This is a genomic window from Mycobacterium haemophilum DSM 44634, assembly GCF_000340435.2.
Lineage (GTDB): Bacteria > Actinomycetota > Actinomycetes > Mycobacteriales > Mycobacteriaceae > Mycobacterium > Mycobacterium haemophilum.
Window position 1 is genome coordinate 1,615,565 of the sequence record NZ_CP011883.2, and the last position, 20,214, is coordinate 1,635,778.

At 64.2% G+C, this 20,214-nt stretch carries 23 protein-coding genes; 8 read left to right on the forward strand and 15 right to left on the reverse strand.

From position 1 onward, the window contains the following. Positions 1-38: 38 nt before the first annotated feature. The gene (gene lexA / locus B586_RS07700) at positions 39-746 is read right to left on the reverse strand and encodes a transcriptional repressor LexA (protein WP_054880265.1); all 708 of its coding nucleotides are present in this window, start codon (positions 744-746) and stop codon (positions 39-41) included. Positions 747-969: 223 nt separating this feature from the next. On the opposite strand from lexA, the gene B586_RS07705 reads away from it, so the two are divergent. Together B586_RS07705 and nrdR are read left to right on the forward strand one after the other, a co-directional pair. Further along, on the forward strand, positions 970-1,464 hold the full coding sequence (locus B586_RS07705) for a LysM peptidoglycan-binding domain-containing protein (RefSeq protein ID WP_054880264.1): 495 nt from the start codon (positions 970-972) through the stop codon (positions 1,462-1,464). A 163-nt stretch (positions 1,465-1,627) separates the two neighbouring features. Beyond that, a complete protein-coding gene (gene nrdR, locus B586_RS07710) occupies positions 1,628-2,092 on the forward strand; it encodes a transcriptional regulator NrdR (RefSeq protein ID WP_054880263.1) in 465 nt (154 codons plus the stop codon). A gap of 235 nt (positions 2,093-2,327) precedes the next feature. Here nrdR and B586_RS07715 read toward each other — a convergent pair whose 3' ends face one another. Next, complete coding sequence (locus tag B586_RS07715) at positions 2,328-2,885, reverse strand: LysR substrate-binding domain-containing protein (protein ID WP_056936239.1); 558 nt, start codon at positions 2,883-2,885, stop codon at positions 2,328-2,330. A 313-nt stretch (positions 2,886-3,198) separates the two neighbouring features. Here B586_RS07715 and B586_RS07720 point away from each other — a divergent pair, with 313 nt between their 5' ends. Next, a complete protein-coding gene (locus B586_RS07720; protein ID WP_047315333.1) occupies positions 3,199-3,684 on the forward strand; it encodes a peroxynitrite isomerase in 486 nt (161 codons plus the stop codon). Between the two features lie 39 nt (positions 3,685-3,723). On the opposite strand, the gene B586_RS07725 is transcribed toward B586_RS07720, so the two are convergent. Genes B586_RS07725 through B586_RS07735 form a run of 3 tightly spaced genes read right to left on the reverse strand, consistent with a single transcriptional unit; the run spans position 3,724 to position 6,490 of the window. Then, the gene (locus tag B586_RS07725) at positions 3,724-4,422 is read right to left on the reverse strand and encodes a PhzF family phenazine biosynthesis protein (protein ID WP_047315334.1); all 699 of its coding nucleotides are present in this window, start codon (positions 4,420-4,422) and stop codon (positions 3,724-3,726) included. Between the two features lie 45 nt (positions 4,423-4,467). Next, positions 4,468-5,493: an alpha/beta fold hydrolase gene (locus B586_RS07730; RefSeq protein ID WP_047315335.1), complete on the reverse strand. Its 1,026-nt coding sequence runs from the start codon at positions 5,491-5,493 to the stop codon at positions 4,468-4,470. 22 nt (positions 5,494-5,515) lie between these two features. Next, positions 5,516-6,490 carry a proteasome assembly chaperone family protein gene (locus B586_RS07735; RefSeq protein ID WP_047315336.1) on the reverse strand — a complete coding sequence of 325 codons (975 nt, stop codon included), beginning with the start codon at positions 6,488-6,490 and terminating at the stop codon, positions 5,516-5,518. A 141-nt stretch (positions 6,491-6,631) separates the two neighbouring features. Here B586_RS07735 and B586_RS20825 point away from each other — a divergent pair, with 141 nt between their 5' ends. Beyond that, positions 6,632-7,474: a trypsin-like serine peptidase gene (locus B586_RS20825; protein ID WP_047315337.1), complete on the forward strand. Its 843-nt coding sequence runs from the start codon at positions 6,632-6,634 to the stop codon at positions 7,472-7,474. On the opposite strand, the gene sthA is transcribed toward B586_RS20825, so the two are convergent. Beyond that, a complete protein-coding gene (gene sthA / locus B586_RS07745; RefSeq protein WP_156166487.1) occupies positions 7,475-8,881 on the reverse strand; it encodes a Si-specific NAD(P)(+) transhydrogenase in 1,407 nt (468 codons plus the stop codon). Positions 8,882-8,995: 114 nt separating this feature from the next. Here sthA and B586_RS07750 point away from each other — a divergent pair, with 114 nt between their 5' ends. After that, entirely contained in the window at positions 8,996-10,054 is a 1,059-nt protein-coding gene (locus B586_RS07750) for a DUF4192 domain-containing protein (protein ID WP_054881017.1), read from the forward strand. Between the two features lie 7 nt (positions 10,055-10,061). On the opposite strand, the gene B586_RS07755 is transcribed toward B586_RS07750, so the two are convergent. From B586_RS07755 to B586_RS07765, 3 genes are all read right to left on the reverse strand, one after another. Beyond that, positions 10,062-10,754: an iron-dependent transcriptional repressor DtxR gene (locus B586_RS07755; RefSeq protein WP_047315339.1), complete on the reverse strand. Its 693-nt coding sequence runs from the start codon at positions 10,752-10,754 to the stop codon at positions 10,062-10,064. Positions 10,755-10,914: 160 nt separating this feature from the next. After that, complete coding sequence (sigB, locus tag B586_RS07760) at positions 10,915-11,907, reverse strand: sigma-70 family RNA polymerase sigma factor SigB (RefSeq protein ID WP_047315393.1); 993 nt, start codon at positions 11,905-11,907, stop codon at positions 10,915-10,917. A gap of 165 nt (positions 11,908-12,072) precedes the next feature. Next, positions 12,073-12,501, reverse strand: coding sequence for a DUF3099 domain-containing protein (locus B586_RS07765; protein WP_047315394.1), 429 nt, complete (start codon positions 12,499-12,501; stop codon positions 12,073-12,075). A gap of 67 nt (positions 12,502-12,568) precedes the next feature. On the opposite strand from B586_RS07765, the gene B586_RS07770 reads away from it, so the two are divergent. Continuing rightward, a complete protein-coding gene (locus B586_RS07770) occupies positions 12,569-12,808 on the forward strand; it encodes a DUF3039 domain-containing protein (protein ID WP_054880261.1) in 240 nt (79 codons plus the stop codon). On the opposite strand, the gene B586_RS07775 is transcribed toward B586_RS07770, so the two are convergent. Both B586_RS07775 and B586_RS07780 read right to left on the reverse strand, forming a co-directional pair. Further along, positions 12,809-13,795: a YihY/virulence factor BrkB family protein gene (locus B586_RS07775; protein WP_054880260.1), complete on the reverse strand. Its 987-nt coding sequence runs from the start codon at positions 13,793-13,795 to the stop codon at positions 12,809-12,811. It abuts the gene before it with no gap. A 518-nt stretch (positions 13,796-14,313) separates the two neighbouring features. Beyond that, positions 14,314-14,499, reverse strand: a complete 186-nt coding sequence (locus tag B586_RS07780) for a DUF7455 domain-containing protein (protein WP_047315341.1) — start codon at positions 14,497-14,499, stop codon at positions 14,314-14,316. A 123-nt stretch (positions 14,500-14,622) separates the two neighbouring features. Here B586_RS07780 and B586_RS07785 point away from each other — a divergent pair, with 123 nt between their 5' ends. After that, a complete protein-coding gene (locus tag B586_RS07785) occupies positions 14,623-15,006 on the forward strand; it encodes a DUF952 domain-containing protein (RefSeq protein WP_047315342.1) in 384 nt (127 codons plus the stop codon). Here B586_RS07785 and B586_RS07790 read toward each other — a convergent pair. The 3 genes from B586_RS07790 to ppgK form a co-directional block, all read right to left on the reverse strand. Then, a complete protein-coding gene (locus B586_RS07790; protein ID WP_054881016.1) occupies positions 14,991-15,368 on the reverse strand; it encodes a RidA family protein in 378 nt (125 codons plus the stop codon). The genes B586_RS07785 and B586_RS07790 overlap by 16 nt on opposite strands. Positions 15,369-15,699: 331 nt before the next feature. Then, positions 15,700-17,265, reverse strand: a complete 1,566-nt coding sequence (locus tag B586_RS07795) for an RNA polymerase sigma factor (protein ID WP_082129543.1) — start codon at positions 17,263-17,265, stop codon at positions 15,700-15,702. Positions 17,266-17,442: 177 nt separating this feature from the next. Further along, the gene (ppgK, locus tag B586_RS07800) at positions 17,443-18,264 is read right to left on the reverse strand and encodes a polyphosphate--glucose phosphotransferase (protein WP_047315408.1); all 822 of its coding nucleotides are present in this window, start codon (positions 18,262-18,264) and stop codon (positions 17,443-17,445) included. Positions 18,265-18,646: 382 nt separating this feature from the next. Here ppgK and B586_RS07805 point away from each other — a divergent pair, with 382 nt between their 5' ends. Further along, complete coding sequence (locus B586_RS07805; protein ID WP_047315350.1) at positions 18,647-19,522, forward strand: inositol monophosphatase family protein; 876 nt, start codon at positions 18,647-18,649, stop codon at positions 19,520-19,522. 3 nt (positions 19,523-19,525) lie between these two features. On the opposite strand, the gene cei is transcribed toward B586_RS07805, so the two are convergent. Beyond that, a complete protein-coding gene (gene cei, locus B586_RS07810) occupies positions 19,526-20,176 on the reverse strand; it encodes an envelope integrity protein Cei (protein ID WP_054880259.1) in 651 nt (216 codons plus the stop codon). Positions 20,177-20,214: the final 38 nt, after the last annotated feature.

The window sequence follows — 20,214 nt, forward strand, 5'->3', positions numbered from 1 at the left end:
CGACGGCCCGGTCGGCTACGCACGGGACTCCGCGGCGGCTATATCTTGCGGATTACTGTGACGACCTTGCCAAGCACCGTCGCGTCGTTGCCGGGAATGGGATCGAACGCCGGATTGTGCGGCATCAGCCACACCTGACCGCCCGCGCGTTTGAACGTCTTCACGGTGGCCTCACCGTCAATCATGGCTGCGACGATATCGCCGTTGTCGGCGACGTTCTGTTGCCGCACGACCACCCAGTCGCCGTCGCAGATCGCGGCCTCGACCATCGAGTCGCCGACCACCTTGAGGAGAAACAGCGTGCCCTCGCCGACCAGCTCACGGGGCAGCGGAAAGACGTCTTCGACAGCTTCCTCGGCGAGGATCGGGCCACCGGCCGCGATGCGCCCGAGGACCGGGACGAAGGTGGGCTCCGGCAAGACGTCCGAGCCGGCGACCTCGGTGAGGACAGCGGGTCCGGTTGCCGGGGTCTCCTCGGCACCGCGGACATCGACAGCTCGCGGGCGATTCGGGTCACGGCGCAGGTAGCCCTTGCGTTCAAGGGTGCGCAGCTGGTGAGCCACCGAGGAGGTCGACGTCAGACCGACGGCATCGCCGATTTCTCGGATGCTGGGCGGGTATCCGCGGCTGGTGACCGAGGCCCGGATGACGTTCAGGATGGTGCGTTGCCGCTCGGTGAGCCCTGAATCCACGGAATGCAAGCGGCCGTCGGCGGTGATGCCTGATGTGTCGTTGCTGTCGCTCATGGCACTGAATGTAGTCCGATGCCGCCCAAGAATCAAACATGTGTTCGACAGTGTGTCGCGGGACCGGGCCCCTGTCACGGTCTTGGGCGGGCGCACTTGTCGGTGGTCTGAATTAGCGTCGGGCACGTTCCGACACGCTTCGATCAAATGTTCGGCTATCGAACGCATGAGCGACTAGTGTGTCGAACACACGAGCGAGAAATAGTCGACCGGAGGAACGCATATGACAGTCATCTACGCAGTCCCGCCGCGTACCGGGAATGTACGGCGCCCGATGAACCGACCGATCCCTGGACCTCGCTGCGGCCGCGATGAGCTGACCGGGTCTCGAAGGCCGGCCCCGTCGAGGCCAGCGGGAGCGCCGATGCGCTACTCCGGCAGCGGAGTCGTGATGTCGGTTGCCACCCATCGTGGGTGTCCCGTTTCACTCGCGAAGACGATCGGGCTGGCCCTGCTCGCCGGCGTGATCACCCTCTGGCTGGGCCTAATGGCCCACTTCAGCCAGGTGATCAACGGCGACGCCGCCGGCTTTGCCGCCCATGTGCCCGACAGGCTAGCCGTGGTGCGGGTTGAAGCCGGCGAGTCGCTTCAGGACGTGGCTGCCCGGGTAGCTCCCGACGCGCCGGTTCGCCAGGTTAGCGAGCGCATCCGTGAACTCAACGCACTGAATTCGCCGGCGCTCGTCGCGGGCCAGACTCTGATCGCGCCGGTCGGCTGACGGCGTGGCGGCGTATTGCGGAAACCGCACTAAGGCAAAGTTATCTGGTGCTCGCGGCGGTGAACGCGCATGTGTGGCGGCAGCGTTCGCCGCGCGGGGCAGTGCGCAGGTACTCTCGGAGTCGTCTGCGATACCTCAACGTCAGCCCGGCGAAGGAGCGGTCATGCATTGCCCGTTCTGCCGGCATCCCGATTCCAGGGTGATTGACTCGCGAGAAACTGATGAAGGCCAAGCGATTCGACGCCGTCGGTCGTGCCCCGAGTGTGGGCGGCGGTTCACCACCGTAGAAACCGCGGTGGTGGCCGTCGTCAAGCGCAGCGGTGTCACGGAGCCCTTCAGCCGGGAGAAGGTCATTCGCGGCGTCCGCCGGGCTTGCCAAGGTCGCCAGGTCGATGACGACGCGCTGAATCTCTTGGCCCAGCAGGTGGAAGACACCGTGCGTGCTGCGGGGTTGCCAGAGGTCCCGAGTCACGAGGTTGGCCTGGCGATCCTTGGGCCGTTGCGTGAACTCGACGAAGTGGCTTACCTGCGTTTCGCGTCGGTATACCGGTCGTTTTCGTCGGCCGACGACTTCGAGCGCGAGATTGAGGCGCTTCGCGCGCACCGCAAGGTGTCCACTCCCAGCTGAGGGATTTGGCTCACCTTGACCGCAAGCCGTCGGCGGTGTGAACGGTTTCAATTTGCCCCCGCTGGTTGGGTGCAACGGCTCGTCGCCAGGCTTCTGGTAGACGAGCCGGGCAACCATCAGCGGATCGGAGTGAGGTCGTGAGAGTTCTGCAGTGCCCGCACCGCGGCGCGCACGGCTGGGCGCGCCGAAATTTCGGAGCGCCACGCAACGTGGACGCGGCGGGCCAGCCGCGGATTCATCCGTAGTGCCGCCAAATTTGATGGCAGATCGGGGCGTGTCCCATCCGGGGGAGCACGGCCACGCCGAGCCCATGGTGCACGAGCGCTAATTGGGTGGCATGCTCTCCGGCGGTGTGGGCGATACGGGGCTCGAATCCGCAGGAGCGCAACGTGTTTACTAGCCAGTTGTGGCACATCGACCCGGCCGGCCAGGCGATCCAGGTCTCGCGGCCGAGCTCGCTTAGCTCCACCTCGGCCGAGTTTGCGGCAGGGTGACTACATGGCTCGATCACGTCGAGCAGGTCGAGACCAAGTGTGGTGTATTCGACTCCTGCCGGTAACGAAATGGGATTGTTGTCCCAGTCGTTGAGGACCAGGACGTCAAGGTCGCCTCGTAGTAATTGGGTGAGCCCGGGGTCGGGTTCGACTTCGCACATTGCCGCGGTTAGATATGCATGCTGGCCAAGCATCACGATGGCGCGAGCGGCGATACCGCGAGCCGCGGTTGCGAAGGCGCCAATATTGATCTGCCCCCCGGACTTCTTGGGCCGTGGCTTCCAGCTCGGCCTGGGCATGGTCCAGGCATGACAGCACGTCGCGTGCGTACGTAGCGAGCAGCGTCCCCGCCTCCGTCAGCCGAACAGGCTCGCCTGCTTATCGACAACCTTCCTCAAGTGCAGGACGACCTCCAGGACGGGGCCGTCGTTGTCTTTGGCGAGAAGACCATCCGCATCCGCCGACTGCCCATCTGAGCCCTGCCCTTTCGTCGGGCCGCCGCCAACCCGCCGGCCACGTTCCTCAAGAACAGTGGGTAGATTCCCGACTTGTCACCAACCCGGCTTCAGTGGGTCGTGTCGGCCCGCATCGCTTCCCCACTAGGCTGACTTCATGCCCGCCGACCTGCATCCCGATCTTGAGGCACTGGCACCGCTGCTTGGTTCGTGGGCCGGTCGGGGCACCGGCAAGTACCCGACGATCCAGCCGTTCGAGTATCTCGAGGAAGTTGTGTTTTCCCATCTGGGTAAACCGTTCCTGACTTACGCGCAGAAGACCAGGGCGGTAGCCGACGGGAAGCCGTTGCACGCTGAGACGGGCTACTTTCGCGTGCCGCAACCGGGTCGCATTGAGCTGGTTCTCGCCCACCCCAGCGGCATCGCGGAAATCGAAGTGGGCACATATTCGGTGACCGGCGATCTCATTGAAGTTGAGCTGGTCACGACAACGATCGGGTTGGCTCCGACCGCCAAACAGGTGACCGCGCTTGGCCGTTCCTTCCGCATCGATGGCGACGAGCTTTCGTATTCGGTGCAGATGGGCGCAGTTGGGCAACCCCTGCAGGATCACCTCACCGCCGTGTTGCACCGAAAGCCCTGAACTCTGGCTGGTCGGCTGGATCGCCGAGCCGGCCCGCGATCAGTCCAGGTGTGTCACACCGTCTTTGACGACCCGGCCCGCTACCTGAACCCAGCCTTCGGGACTCCAGGTGGTCGCGATCATCGATCCCTTGCCCTGGGTGATGATCAGATCGCGGCTGAGGTAGTCGGTAATGCGCATCGCCGCCGAGCCCGTTGCTTCGTCTTCTGGCACGCCCAGGTGGGCGGCAAACATTCGCGCCCGTAGCGATCCGGTGGAGCGATCGGCCCAGGTCCACAGGTAATGCGCGATATCGTCGGGAAAATCGGCGGGGTCGGCGGAGCCAAGGGCACCGAGCGAGTCGAGGTTGTGGATGGCGAATTCAGGAGCCCATTCCGCGCGTGCGCTGATCCCGGTGAGGTCGCCGTGTGCACCGACACCGTAGCTCACCTGCACGATGCCAGCCGGGACTTGCAGCGTATTGATCGGCATACCGTTCGCGCGCAGCCACCACGACGCTCCAACCGTCGGATGACCGGCGAACGGGAGTTCGGTTCGGGGGGTGTGGATGGACGCGTGCGCGGTAGTCGAGCCGGCGGTGGGAAGATCGATAAATATCGTTTCGCTGTAGCCCAATTGGGCCGCCAGGTGTTGCCGGTCCCCGGGTTCGACTTGGCTAGCGTCGACCACACCGAGTGGATTCCCGAAATTTCCGTCTGCATCGGTGAAAACCCGCAACACCGTCACGTCGATACCCATGGCCCGACTGTACGGCCCCGCACGACGAGCGTGCGGCTGGGTTGCTCAGGTGGCGCTGCGTTCGTCGGAAACGATGGCGTTGAGCACCGCGACGCGGGTGTCAGCCGAGCCGGTCACGGTTCGCTCGCCGCCGCCGGTGCGGAGCAATTCACGCAGAGCAGCCTGATCGTATTTGGCGGGCTCGGTGGTGTCGACGAAGCGCTGAATGACGTCGATGAAACGACATGGGTCGTCGTGAAACGGGAAATGACCAGCGTCCTCAAAGATCTCCAGCCGGGAACCAGGCATCGCAGCGTGTGCCATCCACGCGTGACGGACGGGCACCACCGCATCGTGCGCGCCCCAAATGATCTGCGCCGGGATGGCCTGGGTCAAATAACATCGATCGAGCATGGTGACGATCTGGCCGCGCCAGTCCACCACTGCCCGCAAGGTGCGGCCGAACGCTGATGAGGCCGTCGGTTCCGGTAGATCATCCAAAATCCGCAGCACATTTGGTAGTTCGCGACCCAAGCCGGTCGTTCCGACCGCCATGCCCAACACCCGGCCGGCCAGCTGTACCGCCGGCAGCACCAGGGGTAACCGCAGCAATGCCAGAGCTTCGCTGCCCATCGGCAACGACGCCCACCGGAAGACGAAGTGGACATCTTTGGTGACGCCGCCGGTGGAGACCAGGATGAGCCGGTCGACCAGCTGCGGGAATTGGTAGGCGAACTGCATCGCCACCCCACCGCCGAGCGAATGACCCACCAGGGTTACTCGCTCGATGCCCAGCACGCTGAGCAGGTCACGCATCCCGTTGGCGTATGCCGCGACGGAGTAGTCAGCGCGTGGCTTATCGGACTGGCCGTGGCCCAGTAGGTCTGGGGCAATGACCGTGAACCGCTGGGCGAGCTTGGCGTGCACAGGAGTCCAGGTGGTGGAATTGTCGCCGATGCCGTGGATCAGCAGCAGCGCCGGACCGGAACCGGCGATGCGGTAAGCCCGCTTATAACCGTGGATCGTGCGGAAACGCAACAACGGCGCAGTGACTTCTCGCACCGCGCGAAGATTGCGTTTCCGCTCGGTCATGTCGCCAATCTGGTCAGGGCGTTCAGGTCAGGTCGCCGTCGTCGCGCTTCTTCTCTGCCTGCTGAGCGAGGAACCGCTCAAACTCTGCTCCGAGCTCGTCACCGCTAGGCAGGTCCTCGCGCCTCAGGAGTGACCTGTTCTCCTGCGCGTCGATGAACGCATCGTACTGGCGCTCAAGCGCCGCCACCACTTGAGCGACTTCCGCGCTTGCCTGCACCTGCTCGTCGATCTTGGCCCGGATTTCTGCCGCTGCTTCGGCGAGCGCCGATAGCGGAAGTTGCAGCGCCCCGGTCTTGGCCACTTGCTCGAGCAGTGCCTGGGCGGCTGCTGGGTAGTCAGTCTGCGTCAGATAGTGCGGCACGTGCACGGTGAACCCGACAACCTCATGACCGTGCTGGCCCATTCGATATTCCAGCAAGTTGGACGCACTGCCCGGGACTTGGATCTCGGTGATCCAGGGTGTGAAATCGGCGATCAGCTCCCCGTTGTTGGAGTGCGCGGTCAGGGTGATTGGCCGCGTGTGTGGAACCGCCATCGGGACAGTGCCCAGGCCGATGGTCTGCCGAACCCCCAAGCGCTCGGCCAGCAGGCGCACCGCGGTGATGAAACGCTCCCATTTCAGATCCGGTTCCATGCCGGCCAGCAGCAGAAACGGTGTGCCGACGCTGTCGTGCAGCGCGTACAAGCTGAGCTCCGGATCGTCGTAGTGGGTGAAGTGATCGGTCTTGAACGTCATCAGCGGTCGCCGCGAGCGGTAATCGAGCAGTTCGTCGATCGCGAAGGACGCGACCAGCTCGGTGTCCAGGGCGGCCTTCAAGTGGGCAGCGGCGAGCCGGATCGCGTGACCGGCGTCGGAGAAGCCCTCCAAAGCATGTATCAACACCGGACCGCGGCCATCGGACGCCAACAACTGTGGCGACGGGAACTCAAGCTCGTACATGCCGGGCTGCCCTGGCTGGTAGTACTGCTCGTCATCTGGGTCTTGATGGTGGGACATCCGTGCAGCCTCCTCTCCTGCGTCTGTCCAGGGTGCCGTAACCAGTGTCCCTCAAATCGACGGCGACCCGATTGAACAACGAAGCCTACCTGCCGACGTTTTTTCGAAAGCGTCGATCTTCGGCTGACGGTGCGGTCAGGCATGATGAGATCGATGCGCGTTGGGACGATGTGGCTTTGCCCGCTGGTTAGCCTGGTGACGTTGCTGACGTCGTGTGGCCAGCCGGCTCATCACGCAGTTGTCGCTCCCGCGCCAGTACCGCGGAGTAGCGCGCCACCACCGCAGGTTAGCCAACCCGAGCCGGAGCAGGTCGCGGGCCCGGTGGACCCCGACCCCCGCGTTGGCGCAATCTTCGTCGACGGCGGCGCCATGCACGTGTGCACAGGCTCGGTGGTGCACTCGACGGGCGGCGACCTTGTGTTGACCGCCGCGCACTGCGTGTCCGGGAGCTCCCAGGCAACGTTTGTTCCTGGTTTGGCCGGTGATGCCGCGCCCACCGACTTGTGGAAGGTCGATCAGCTCTACTTCGATCCACGGTGGATCGCCACCAAGGATCCCCGTGCCGACTACGTGATTGCCCGAGTTAGCGGCATCGGTGGTGGTGCGGTGGAATCGCATGTCGGCTCCGGGCTTTCACTAGGCACGGCGCCCATCCCGGGTAGCCGGGTCAGCGTGACCGGATATCCGTCGGCCGTCGGTGGCATGCCTATCGGCTGTGAGGCCAGAACCGGGACCACCGAGAGTGGGTTTCCTTCGTTGGCGTGCGAGGGGCTAGTCAGCGGCACCAGCGGCGCCCCATGGGTGAGCGGTTCGACGGTTATCGGATTGATTGGTGGTCTCCAAGGTGGTGGGTGCGCGCAGAACATGTCGTACTCGGCACCGTTCGATGAACACACCGCGCAGCTGCTGGCGCGCGCCCAAGCCGGCGGGCCCGGTGATTCCGCGCCGTCCGAATTCGATGATTTCTGTTCGGCGACGGCCTGATCAGCGACGGAACTGGTTGAGCGCGCGCATCTTGTTCATCACATCCAGCGCGGCGTTCTTGTAGGCCTCGGAGAATGTCGGGTAGTTGAACACCGCGTCGACCAAGTACTCGACGGTGCCTCCACACCCCATCACGGCCTGCCCGATGTGCACCATCTCGGTGGCGCTGGTGCCGAAGATATGCACGCCGAGCAGCTTGAGATCTTTGGTGGATACCAGCAGCTTGAGCATGCCGTAGGAGTCGCCGGCGATCTGGCCGCGGGCCAGCTCCCGGTATCGAGCCACCCCTACCTCGTAGGGAATCGAGTTCTTCGTGAGTTCCACCTCGGTAGCGCCGACGTAGGACACCTCAGGGATTGAATAAATGCCGATCGGCTGTAGTTCGGTGATGCCATCCGTCGGCTCGCCGAACGCGTGATAGGCGGCCAGTCGCCCCTGTTCCATCGAGGTCGCGGCGAGTGCGGGGAAGCCGATGACGTCGCCGACGGCATAGATGTGGTCCACCTTGGTCTGGAACTTCTCGTCGACGAAGATCCGTCCGCGATCCACCGCTTGCAGGCCGGCGTTTTCCAGGTCCAGGTGGTCGGTTTGACCTTGGCGGCCCGCGGAGTACATCACCGTCTCGGCGGGAATCTGCTTGCCGCTGGCCAAGGTGGTGACGGTGCCCGCCGAACCGACATCGACGGCGGTGACCTCCTCGCCGAAGCGGAATGTCACTGCTAGGTCACGGAGGTGGAACTTCAGCGCTTCGACGACTTCGGGGTCGCAAAAGTCCAGCATGTCGTTACGCTTTTCCACCACGGTCACCTTGGTGCCCAACGCGGCAAACATCGAGGCGTACTCGATGCCGATCACACCGGCACCGACCACGACCATCGAGGACGGCAGCGATTTGAGGTCAAGGATCCCATCGGAGTCGAGAACTCTTTCCTCGTCAAACTCGACCCCAGCAGGCCGCGCCGGCTTGGTGCCGGTGGCGATGACGACGTAATCGCCGCTAACGGTGGTCTTCTCGCGGCGGTCACGGTCCTCAACGAGGATCGTGTGAGGGTCGACGAAGCGGCCGTGTCCGAGCAGCAAGTCGACCCGGTTGCGCATCAGCTGGTTGCGCACCACGTCGATTTCCTTGCCGATCACGTGTTGGGTTCGCGCCAGCAGGTCGGCCGGGGTGATCCGGTCTTTCACCCGATAGCTCGCCCCGTACAGCTCACGCTGATTCATTCCGGTGAGGTAAAGAACGGCCTCGCGCAATGTCTTTGACGGGATGGTGCCGGTGTTGACGCACACGCCGCCAAGCATTCGGCCACGTTCGATGATCGCCACGGACTTACCCAGTTTGGCCGAGGCGATCGCGGCTTTCTGTCCGCCAGGACCTGAACCAATAACCACGATGTCGTACTCACGCATCGACCCCATGAAATAGACAGTAGAACGCACAGTCAGGACTTCGTCCACAGGAGGACAGCTCCGCCAGACCGCATGTGCACCGGTTGACGGTGGTGATCGTCAGCGTTGATGCTCATGACAAAGCATCGACCCGACTTTGAGTTGAACCGTCCCGGCGCATTGATCGCCGCGCTACCGGCCGTCCTTGGCTTCGTGCCGGAAAAGTCGCTGGTCCTGGTGTCGTTGAGGGGTGGCGAACTGGGTTCGGTGCTGCGTGTCGATCTGTCCGTCGAGCTGGTCGACCGGGTTGGGCATCTCGTTGACGTTGCCGCCGCGGCCGATCCGGAGGCCGCGATCGCTGTGATCATCGACGCGGACGGTGCCCGCTGTCCGCGCTGCAACGACGAATACCGGCAGCTGTGCGACGTGCTCATCGCGGCGTTGTCGCGGCACGACATCGTGCTGTGGGCAGCGCATGTGGTCGATCGGGTGGCTGCGGGCGGACGCTGGCATTGCGTGGATGGCTGCGGCTCGAGCGGCGTGATCGACGACCCGTCGGCGTCGCCGCTGGCCGTGGCGGCGGTGCTGGACGGCCGGCGTCTCTATCCGCGGCGTGCTGATCTGCAGGCTGTCATCGCGGTCGAGGACCCGGCGCGCTGTGCGGAGTTGGCCATTGTGGTCGAACAACAGGTGACCACGCGTGAACTCGTGCATCGCGCGGATCCTGTAGCCTGCTGCCGCCGCGATGTGGAAAACGCGATGGCCGCCGCGGCCCGGGTCGCCAACGGCGATGTGCTCGCCGATGCCGAGCTCGCCGAGCTGGGCTGCGCGCTACGCGACACGCAGGTGCGCGACACGCTGTATGCCCTTGCAGTTGGCGAGAGTGCCGCCGAAGCCGAGTCATTGTGGGCGGTATTGGCACGCATTCTGCCGCAGCCATGGCGGGTCGAAGCGCTGGTGTTGCTTGCGTTTAGTGCTTACGCGCGCGGCGACGGGCCGCTGGCGGGGGTGTCGCTGGAGGCCGCGTTACGCTGCGATCCGGGCCATCGGATGGCCGACATGCTGGACACGGCGTTGCAGTCCGGTCTGCGGCCCGAGGACATCCGCGAACTCGCGCTCACCGGTTACCGGCTGGCTGAGCGGCTCGGTGTGCGGCTGCCGCCGCGTCGGACATTTGGCCAGCGCGCGGGTTAGCCGCGATTCAGACTTTCTCAACCTTGACCGCGTGCGCCATCTCATGCGGCAGGGTGACGTTTTCGTGGCCGGGGATAAGGATGGTGACGCCGCCCGTTGGGCTTGTCTCCACCGTCACACGCGCGTTGGGCACGACGCCGGTGTCTTTGAGCCGGGTGATCAGATCGATATCGCCCTGGACATGTTCGGTGAGTTGGCGGACGACCACCGCCACCGGCGATCCGGACGGCAACTCGGTCAACCGGACAAGGTTGGCGTCGGCGGCGCCGGAATCCGGGCCAACACCGAGGTCTAGTAGACCTGGAATTGGGTTGCCGAACGGCGATGTTGTCGGGTTGTTGAGCACCTTGACCAGCCGGCGCTCAACGTCCTCGCTCATGACGTGCTCCCACCGGCATGCCTCGGCGTGAACCTCTTCCCACGGCAGCCCGATGACATCGACCAGCAGTCGCTCCGCGAGGCGGTGCTTGCGCATCACAGCGATGGCCATCGCGCGGCCTTTGTCCGTGAGCTCTAGGTGACGGTCGCCGGCCACCCGGAGTAATCCGTCCCGTTCCATCCGGGACACAGTTTGGCTGACCGTAGGCCCGCTTTGGTCGAGCCGCTCGGCGATCCGGGCGCGCAGCGGTATGACGCCCTCTTCCTCGAGGTCGTAAATGGTCCGCAGGTACATCTCGGTGGTATCAACCAGGTCGTTCATTCAGCACCCTCCGTTGCTGATGAGTCTACTTGGCCAGCTGTGCCAATGGTTCGCCACCGCTCCGCGGCAAGCAGTATGCCCGCCGCGGGCGCGGCGGGCATACTGTCTGCTACCTGGCTTGGGTTGGCGGCCCTACCTGAGGGGCCGTCTCAGTAGCGCCTCAACTCGCGTACGAGCGCAGCCGATCGGCGCGCTCACCGTTGCGGAGCTTGCACATCACGTCTCGCTCGATCTGGCGGACCCGTTCGCGGGACAAACCGAACAGCTTGCCGATCTGATCCAGGGTGCGCGGCTGGCCGTCGTCTAGACCGAAACGCAGCCGGATCACCTGGTGTTCACGCTCGTCGAGAGTGGCCAGCACACTGCGGATATCGGTGTGCAGCAGTTCGGCGATGACCGCGTTCTCCGCGGACATGGCTTCGGCGTCTTCAATGAAATCACCCAGCGGAGCTTCCTCTTCCGAGCCGACCGGCATGTCCAGGCTCACCGGGTCGCGACTGTGCTCCAGTAGGTCGTTGATCTTCTCGATCGGGATGCCCGATTCGGCGGCGAGTTCCTCGTCGGTAGCTTCTCGTCCCAGGTTCTGGTGCATTTCCCGCTTGATCCGGGCCAGCTTGTTGACCTGCTCAACGAGGTGAACAGGCAGCCGGATGGTGCGGCTCTGGTCGGCCATACCGCGGGTGATGGCCTGACGGATCCACCACGTGGCATACGTCGAAAACTTGAATCCCTTTGTGTAGTCGAACTTCTCCATCGCGCGGATCAACCCCAGGTTGCCCTCCTGGATGAGGTCCAGCAGTGGCATTCCGCGGCCCGTGTACCGCTTGGCCAGCGAAACAACGAGGCGCAGATTAGCTTCCAGCAGATGGCGACGCGCCGCCTGGCCATCGCGCACCACAGCCGCCAGTTCGCGTTTGCGGCCCTCGCCGAGACGCTTGCGAGTTTCGAGCAGATGCTCGGCGTAGAGCCCAGCCTCGACGCGCTTGGCCAACTCGACTTCGTCGGCGGCGTTGAGCAACGCCGTCTTGCCGATGCCGTTCAGATACACACGCACCAGGTCCGCGGCGGGGCTTTGCGCATCCAGATCGCTGTCAACCCGGCTTGTGGTGGCCCTTGTGGTGGCTTCGGCCCCCCTGGTGGCTCCATTAGCCATAGCGCCCTCCCGATCGGCTTGTTCTGTCATGTGTTTTAACGACAGGTCCGCCCTGAGAGTTCCCGTCCGGCCGTCAGCTCACACGCTTTGACGTGCGGAAATATCCCGATGACCTGAGAATGTCCTGAGAAGTGTGGCTCGCGGGTGGCCAGCCGGAAACCCTGGCTAGCTTTGGCCGTCCGCGGCCGATGGCTCCGTTTCGGGTGGCGGCCGCCGTCGCGGCTCGAGTGCTGGCCGCTCGGCCGTCGGGAATAACGGGGTGCGCCGTTGGCCGCTGTCGAACCGTCGTGGCTCTTCTGCACGGCGAGGGGGTCGGTCGTTGGCAATCAGCACGGCCATCCACGGCAACGGCACCGAGGCTGCCACGATCAGCAGCGAGATCAGACCGTTGTGCCAGGCGCCGTAGGCGATGGCGGCCAAGATGAGGGCCGGAATCCGGAAAGCCATCAAGGTCAGGTATTTGCGTACCCGCGCGCGACGCTCCTCCTCGTACGACGGTGCGGCGGTGGTGATGAGCACCGGCCGGCTATCGTCATCGAACGTGTCGTCGCACCCCAATTCGGAGCCGCGCTTCATTTCTCCACTGTCCCACACCAGATCGACTCCGGCGTATCCGGTTTCTGGTTCGGTTTGGGGCGAGTGCGGAGGCACAATGTTAGGCATGCAGACCCAGACGATCGAACGCACCGATACCGACGAACGCGTCGATGACGGGACGGGCAGCGATACGCCGAAATATTTCCACTACGTCAAGAAGGACAAGATCGTCGAGAGCGCGGTCATGGGCAGCCACGTGGTCGCGCTGTGCGGTGAGGTATTTCCCGTAACGCGCGCGGCTAAGCCGGGCTCTCCGGTATGTCCGGACTGCAAGCGGATCTACGACATGCTCAAGAAGGGCTGATCAGGTCGGCGGCTCGGCCGTTGCGATATTGCGCTGCTCGGGTGGCAACGGCGTCGGGGCGGTGGCGCCCCTGCCGGCACGCAGACGCGATATCAGCCAGTTACGCAGCCGGTGAGCATGTGTCTTCGGTGCCGGGAATTCCTCCTGGATAGCGGCATTGAGTTCAGCGCCCAGCATGATCGCAAAACCACCGAAGAACGCGAACAGTAAGAACGCGATCGGCGTGGCCAACGCACCGTAGGTATAGCCAGTGCTGGTGATCCACCTCAGGTAAATCCGAAGGCCCAGTGTGGTGATCACGAACACTGCTGTGGCCAGGATCGCGCCAAGGACCAGCCGGTGCGTCGGCAGCGGCACCGGCAGCGCTACCCGGTAGAGGATCATGACGGCGACCATCAGCCCCAGGATCACCGCAGGGTAGTAGCCCAAATGCAACATGCTGGCCCAGCTATGGGGAATGAGCTCCGCCACCTTGCGTGGGCCCACCACCACCAACGGCGCGGTCACAACCACGAAAGCCAACATCGCGATGTAGAGGAACAGCGCGAAGAGCCGCTGTCGCACCGGATGACGCAATGGCGTCTGGTCATGCGCTTCTACGACCGCGTCGACGAACGCCGAGATCGCCGACGATCCCGCCCACAGCGAGATCAGAAACCCCAGCGACACCACTTCGCCACGGGCACCGTTGTTGACGTCGCGGATTGTGGGTTCGATGATCTCGTTGACGACGCTCGGAGAGAAGAAGCTGTGTGCCATCGAGATCACGCGCCGCTCGATGGTGGGCAACGTGTCCCCGCCGAACAACGGCGCGACATAGGCCAAGCTGCCCAGCATTCCTAGCACCAGTGGCGGCAGCGACAACGCCGACCAAAAGGCTGCCTGCGCTGACTCCGAGAAGATTGAGTCGTCCCAACTTTTCGACAGAGTCCGCAGACTGATTCGCCAGATGTGGTGGCGGGTCGGCTTGGGCACCTGGTCGCTCATATCACTACAGCATTGCCGATGGCTGCTTGCGCCGCCGGCATGGGGTGCGGCTGCCAGATCACAATCGACCGGGTGTTTCGTAGCTTGCAGTGATTGTTGCGCTCCTGCCGGTAACGGAGGCCAATAGGTGGACTCCGCCTGCATGAACAGATCGTCGTGTGCCGCCTGCTCCTATCGGTGTTGATATGTAGTCGGAATTCGGGTGTTTGCCATGAGTAACCGATGGAGCAGAGGAAAGCAAGCACCCGCGATCAAGCTCGCGGGTTCGGTGTCGTTACGTGAGTACCCTGGCCGTTCGATGATGCGAATTGACGCGCCACGGTTGGGTGCTGCCATTTTCTTGGGCAGCGACACCATTTCGAAATCAGCGCAAGGGTTCGCGCAGAGGTATCCACGCCGTCGAGGATTTGGACCTGAGAATATCTCCCAGCGCCATTAAAGCGCCGCTGCCGCGTGAATTAATGAATATTTGCGGTGGTTATGAATGCCGCCCATGGGGACCCGTGCTTCCGCGTGTTCTAGAGCTTGCTGACTTCAATCACGGCTGCTAACGCTGTTAGCTTCGCCTCGTGCTCGTTCGCGTGATGCTGGCAGAAGAGCAGTTCGCCTCCCGAAGGCAGCTTGGCGCGCACCCGCGCCGCTGCGCCGCAGCGGTCGCAGCGGTCTGCCCTAGTCAGTTCGGGACTGGTCAGAGTTGCGTTCATGGCTCCTCCGTTCTAGCAGTGCCTACACTGTCTCAGACGTCAGTGGTTTTCGCCTTGTTCCCCAGCTGTTATCGGGTGTGTCGTTTCTCACGCATTTCGACCCGTCGGGGCATGGTAGCTAACATGGCCTCGGTTCCCGGCGTACTGGTACATCTCTGCGGTGCGGAGGAATGGTCGCGTGCCCGCAGCCGCGGCGGGATTCATCTCGACGGGTGCGGTGCGGCGAGCAAGGCCGCGTTCATCCACCTATCGACGCTTGAGCAAGTACACCTGCCGGCTAACCGGCTGTACCGCAGCCGCACCGACCTGATTTTGTTGTATATCGATCCGAGCGAACTCGACTCCCCGGTGCGTTGGGAGCCTGGAGTTGCCACGGATCCCGAGTCAATGCTCTTCCCGCATCTGTACGGTCCGTTGCCGGTGCGCGCTGTGATCAGGGTGACCCCGTACCTGCCGGGCCCCGATGGCACCTTCCCGCCGGTCGCGGGATTTCAGGACGCCACGTAGGCGTCAGCTTCTATCTCCACCAACAAGTCAGGTGCGATCAGCGCGGACACTTCAACCATTGTGGCTACCGGACGTATCTGACCGAAAACCTGTGCGTGCACTTCTCCGACCTCGCGCCAGCGCGATATATCTGTCACATAGATACGAGTACGGACGACGTCGGTGAGCGCCGCCCCTGCCTGTTCGAGCGCACTTTCGATGCGGCGCAAAGCGTCTCGCGTCTGGGCGGCAATATCACCGGCCGGTCCGGCGCCGGTAGTCCCAGCCACTGAGACGTGCGGGCCCACCCGCACCGCGCGTGAGTAACCGACCACTGATTCGAAATCCGATCCGGACGAGACACTGTTGCGGCTGACAGGCATGCGATCACAGTAGCCTGGGGTGCGGAACCTGGCGACGAGCAGCTCACGAAACATGTTCGACGACAAGCGGTTACACGGCTCTGCCGGCGGGGGTAGCGGGGAAGACGAGCCGCTGTTACCAGGCGGACTTGTCCGGGCAAGGCCGTGGTCTCGGGGTAGCGGTGTGCCTTGAATATCGTTGCTTAAGCCGCACCGAAAGTGGGCATCGATGTCGGTCAACGACGCGTGGGTTCGGAGGCAGCCGTGAACCAAGAGTAGGCGGCCACGGCTGTGGGCCCCTCATGACACCGCACTGAGCGGCTGGTCCGAAGCGCTTTATAGGGTGTGCTGCTCAGTCCAGGTAGTCGCGCAAGACCTGGGAACGGCTGGGGTGGCGCAACTTCGACATCGTCTTGGACTCGATCTGACGGATGCGTTCGCGGGTCACGCCGTAGACTTGGCCGATTTCGTCGAGGGTGCGGGGCTGGCCGTCGGTGAGGCCGAAGCGTAGCCGTACTACACCGGCCTCGCGCTCTGAGAGGGTCTCCAGCACCGACTGCAGCTGGTCTTGCAGCAACGTAAACGACACCGCGTCGACGGCCACCACCGCTTCACTGTCTTCGATGAAATCGCCCAGCTGACTGTCGCCCTCATCGCCGATGGTCTGATCCAACGAGATCGGTTCGCGGGCATATTGCTGGATCTCGAGCACCTTCTCAGGGGTGATGTCCATCTCTTTGGCGAGCTCTTCAGGCGTGGGCTCGCGGCCGAGGTCCTGCAGCAGTTCGCGCTGAATGCGGCCGAGCTTGTTGATCACCTCGACCATGTGGACCGGGATGCGGATGGTGCGGGCTTGGTCAGCCATGGCGCGGGTGATGGCCTGGCGGATCCACCACGTCGCATAGGTCGAGAACTTGTACCCCTTGGTGTAGTCGAACTTCTCGACCGCCCGGATCAGGCCCAGGTTGCCTTCCTGGATCAGGTCGAGGAACGCCATCCCGCGGCCGGTGTAGCGCTTGGCCAGCGAAACCACCAGCCGCAGGTTGGCTTCCAACAGATGGTTTTTCGCGCGGTCGCCGTCGCGGCAGATCCATGACATGTCACGGCGCTGCGCCGCCGGCAGCTTCTCCCCGCGCTCGGCCCATTCTGACATCAGTTGGGTGGCGTACAGACCGGCTTCGATCCGCTTCGCCAGCTCGACCTCTTCCTCGGCGTTGAGCAGGGCCACCTTGCCGATCTGTTTGAGGTAGGCGCGAACCGAGTCCGCCGAGGCGGTGAGCTCGGCATCCTTGCGGGCCTGCCGCAAGGCTTCGGATTCGTCTTCGTCCCAGACGAAATCGCCGGAGGCCTTGTCTTTTTCGGTCGGTTCAGGGATCTCTTCGTCATCATCGGTGGCAGCTTCGCCGGTCTCGGCGGCCGGGGTGGCTTCGCCATCCTCGGTGTCGCCAGGGTCGACGTCGGTTGCTACGTCGTCGTCTTCGAGGTCGTCGAGACCGAGGTCGGCGGGGTCGATGTCGATGTCCTCGCCGGGTTCAACGTCGAGGTCCGGTTCGGCGTCGAGGTCGTCGGCAGCGGCGTCGGAGTCGAGGGCGTCCAGGGTGGCCTCGGGATCGTCCAGGGCGTCTTTGGCTGCCGCGGCTTTGGTCGTGTGGCCCCGAGTGGACGGTGCCTTTGCATCGGTGCTTTTGGTCGACGCGCGGGCCTTCTTCTTAGCGTCGCCTGCCCCGGCGGCCTGGGGCGGCGTCGCGGATTTGGTGGCCCGGGATGCTGTCTTGGATGTTGTCTTGGTGGCTCGTTTTGCGGGGGCGGAGCCATTCGCGGCCTTCGCCGCCGATCGCTTGGCAGGGGCCGCGGGCGTCTTGGTGGCGGTGCGCTTCACCGGCTGATCGGTTGCCGGACTTGTCTTAGTCGCTGCCACATACACCCCTTCGGTCGGACTCACTTCCGGCGGGTTTGGGCATGCGTAACCGAAAGTGTCTGCTATGTCGAATGTCGGCGTTGATATCAGCGTGAGTACTCGCGCGCTATCGGTCGGGCGACCGCCGATGACCATTGTAACGGTGGTGCGCGCCCGGACTGCCCCACCGGGCAAAATTCAGTGCGTCACATCCGCGGTGGCAGCCATGGCAGCGCCGACTATGCCGGCCGTGTTCTGCAGGGCGGCGGCCACCACCGGGGTGCGGTTTTCGAGCAGTGGTATCCATCTGTCGGCCTTGCGGCTGATACCGCCGCCGGCAATGAACAGGTCAGGCCACATCGCGTTTTCGATGGCGACCAGCACCCTCGTTACCTGCTTGGCCCATGTTTTGTAGCTCCACTCGTACTTGTCTTTGATGGACGACGCCGCTCGTTGTTCGGCCTCCTTACCGCCGATCTCCAGATGCCCGAACTCGGTGTTAGGAATCAGCTTCCCGTTGTGGATCACTGCGGACCCGATCCCGGTACCGAAGGTGAGCAGCACAATCAGGCCAGAGTTGTTTTTGCCCGCCCCGTAGCGCTCCTCAGCAAGCCCAGCCGCATCCGCATCATTGAGAATCGTGACTTCCTGGCCGTTCAGCTCAGCGCTGATGACGTCGCGGGCGTTGGTGCCAATCCAGGAGTCGTCCACGTTGGCCGCCGTTCGGACGACGCCGTGGGTGACGACGCCGGGATAGGTCACCCCGAGGGGATCGGTCCATCCGAACGCGTTGACGACCTCGGCGATGGTCTTGGCGACCGCCAATGGGGTAGCCGGTTGCGGGGTGAGCAGTTTGATGCGGTCACCAATCAGCTGCCCGGTGTCGAAGTCGACGATGCCGCCCTTGATGCCGCTGCCGCCGACGTCGATGCCGAATCCACGGCGCCGTGGATTCGCACCGGCCGTGCTGCTCGGGGGAGAGGTCTTGGGCGTATCCGCGGTCGCGTCGGTGGTCGTCATCGCAATCTCCTCGGCGAGACTTGGTTGTCCGCTCACCATAGCCCGGCGACGATGCAGGCTGTGCCTGTTGAGGAGTCGGGCAATCGGGCCTGGGCCCGGCGACGATGCAGGCTGTGCCTGTTGTGGGGGTCCCCCCGCTTGCGGGGGAGAGTCGGGCAATCGGGCCTGGGCCCGGCGACGATGCAGGCTGTGCCTGTTGTGGGGGTCCCCCCGCTTGCGGGGGAGAGTCGGGCAATCGGGCCTGGGCCCGGCGACGATGCAGGCTGTGCCTGTTGTGGGGGTCCCCCCGCTTGCGGGGGAGAGTCGGGCAATCGGGCCTGGGCCCGGCGACGATGCGAGTTGGGGATCTGGCATCTCGCGGCGACTGTGATGCGATAGTCCGGTGACACGACCTGACACCGATCCCGTGCAGCTGCGCTGCGTAGCCGAATCACTGGCCGCCGAGGCCGCCGCCTTCGTGCGCCGTCGCCGAGCTGAGGTGTTCGGCACGGACCTGGGCGCCGCCGGCGGCGGCGCGGTACGGGCGAAGAGCACCCCAACCGATCCGGTGACCATCGTCGACACCGAGACAGAACGCTTGCTGCGTGATCGGCTCGCTCAACTACGGCCCGGTGACCCGATCCTTGGGGAGGAAGGGGGCGGGCCCACCGATCTGACCGCCACGCCCGCAGGCACGGTCACCTGGGTGCTTGACCCCATCGATGGCACGGTGAATTTCGTCTACGACATCCCGGCCTATGCGGTGTCGGTCGCAGCCCAGGTTGACGGCGCGTCGGTGGCCGGCGCGGTCGCTGAAGTCGTTGCGGGTCGGCTGTATTCGGCGGCGAGCGGTCTCGGCGCGCATGTCACCGACGAGCAGGGGACACAGGTGCTGCGATGCAGCGCCGTCGATGATTTGTCGATGGCGCTGCTGGGCACTGGCTTCGGGTACTCGGCGGGGCGGCGCGTCACCCAGGCGGCGTTGTTGGCTCAGATGCTGCCGGTGGTCCGTGATGTACGTCGCATCGGTTCGGCGGCGCTAGACCTCTGCATGGTCGCGGCGGGTCAGCTGGATGCCTATTACGAGCATGAGGTGCAGGTGTGGGACTGCGCGGCTGGTGCGTTGATCGCGGCGGAAGCGGGGGCCTGTGTGCAGTTGCCCACGCGGAACGGGCCGGTGGGCGGTGCCGGATTGGTGGTCGCTGCCGCGCCTGGAATCGCCGACGCGCTGTTGGCTGCCTTGCAGCGATTCAACGGCCTGGCGCCGATCCCGGATTGAGCATCAGCAGCTGTTGGCGTGGATCTTTTGCAGCAGTGCAGGATCTGACGGTTCGGTGGCGCCGGGACGCAGGCTGGCCAGCACGGCGTCGATGTCGTCGTTGTGCGCCAGCGCAGTGAAGTCGGTGCCGAGCGCAAGGTCAACCGAGTCGTCGGCGCGGCTGTCGTGCAGCAACTCGGTGCATGGCGCCACCAGCCACACGGCGGCCGCGGTGGCTTGCCCGGCGGTACCGAAACGGATCTGACCTTGGCAGTTCAGTCGGGTGTCGGCGTAGATCGGGTCGTTGGCGGCGGTTGGCTGGGTGAAGCCCAGATCCCGCAGTGCGCCGGCGATGTCGGCGGCTTGACCGCCCCGGCCGCTGGCATTGAGCACGCGGACCTTGGTGTCGCTGAGTTTAGCGGGAGTGACGTCGGTCATCTCTGTCCGTGACACCTGTTCGCCGAGCTGGGTCGGTGCCGACCCGACCGGCTGCGTAGGCGGGTTACACGCTTCGGCCTCACGAACCTTCGCCGGTCGGGTGAGTGCAATAGTCCACGCCACACCCGTCGCTATGACTAAGAACACCACCACGAAGACGGCAGGGCGGGCATTGCGTCGCCGAAAGGGCCGACCGTGCTTGTCGAAAGCGGTACCCTCGGTGATTTGTGCGACCACAGCTGCACTCTAAACGCACTGTTCGACACCGAGCACAA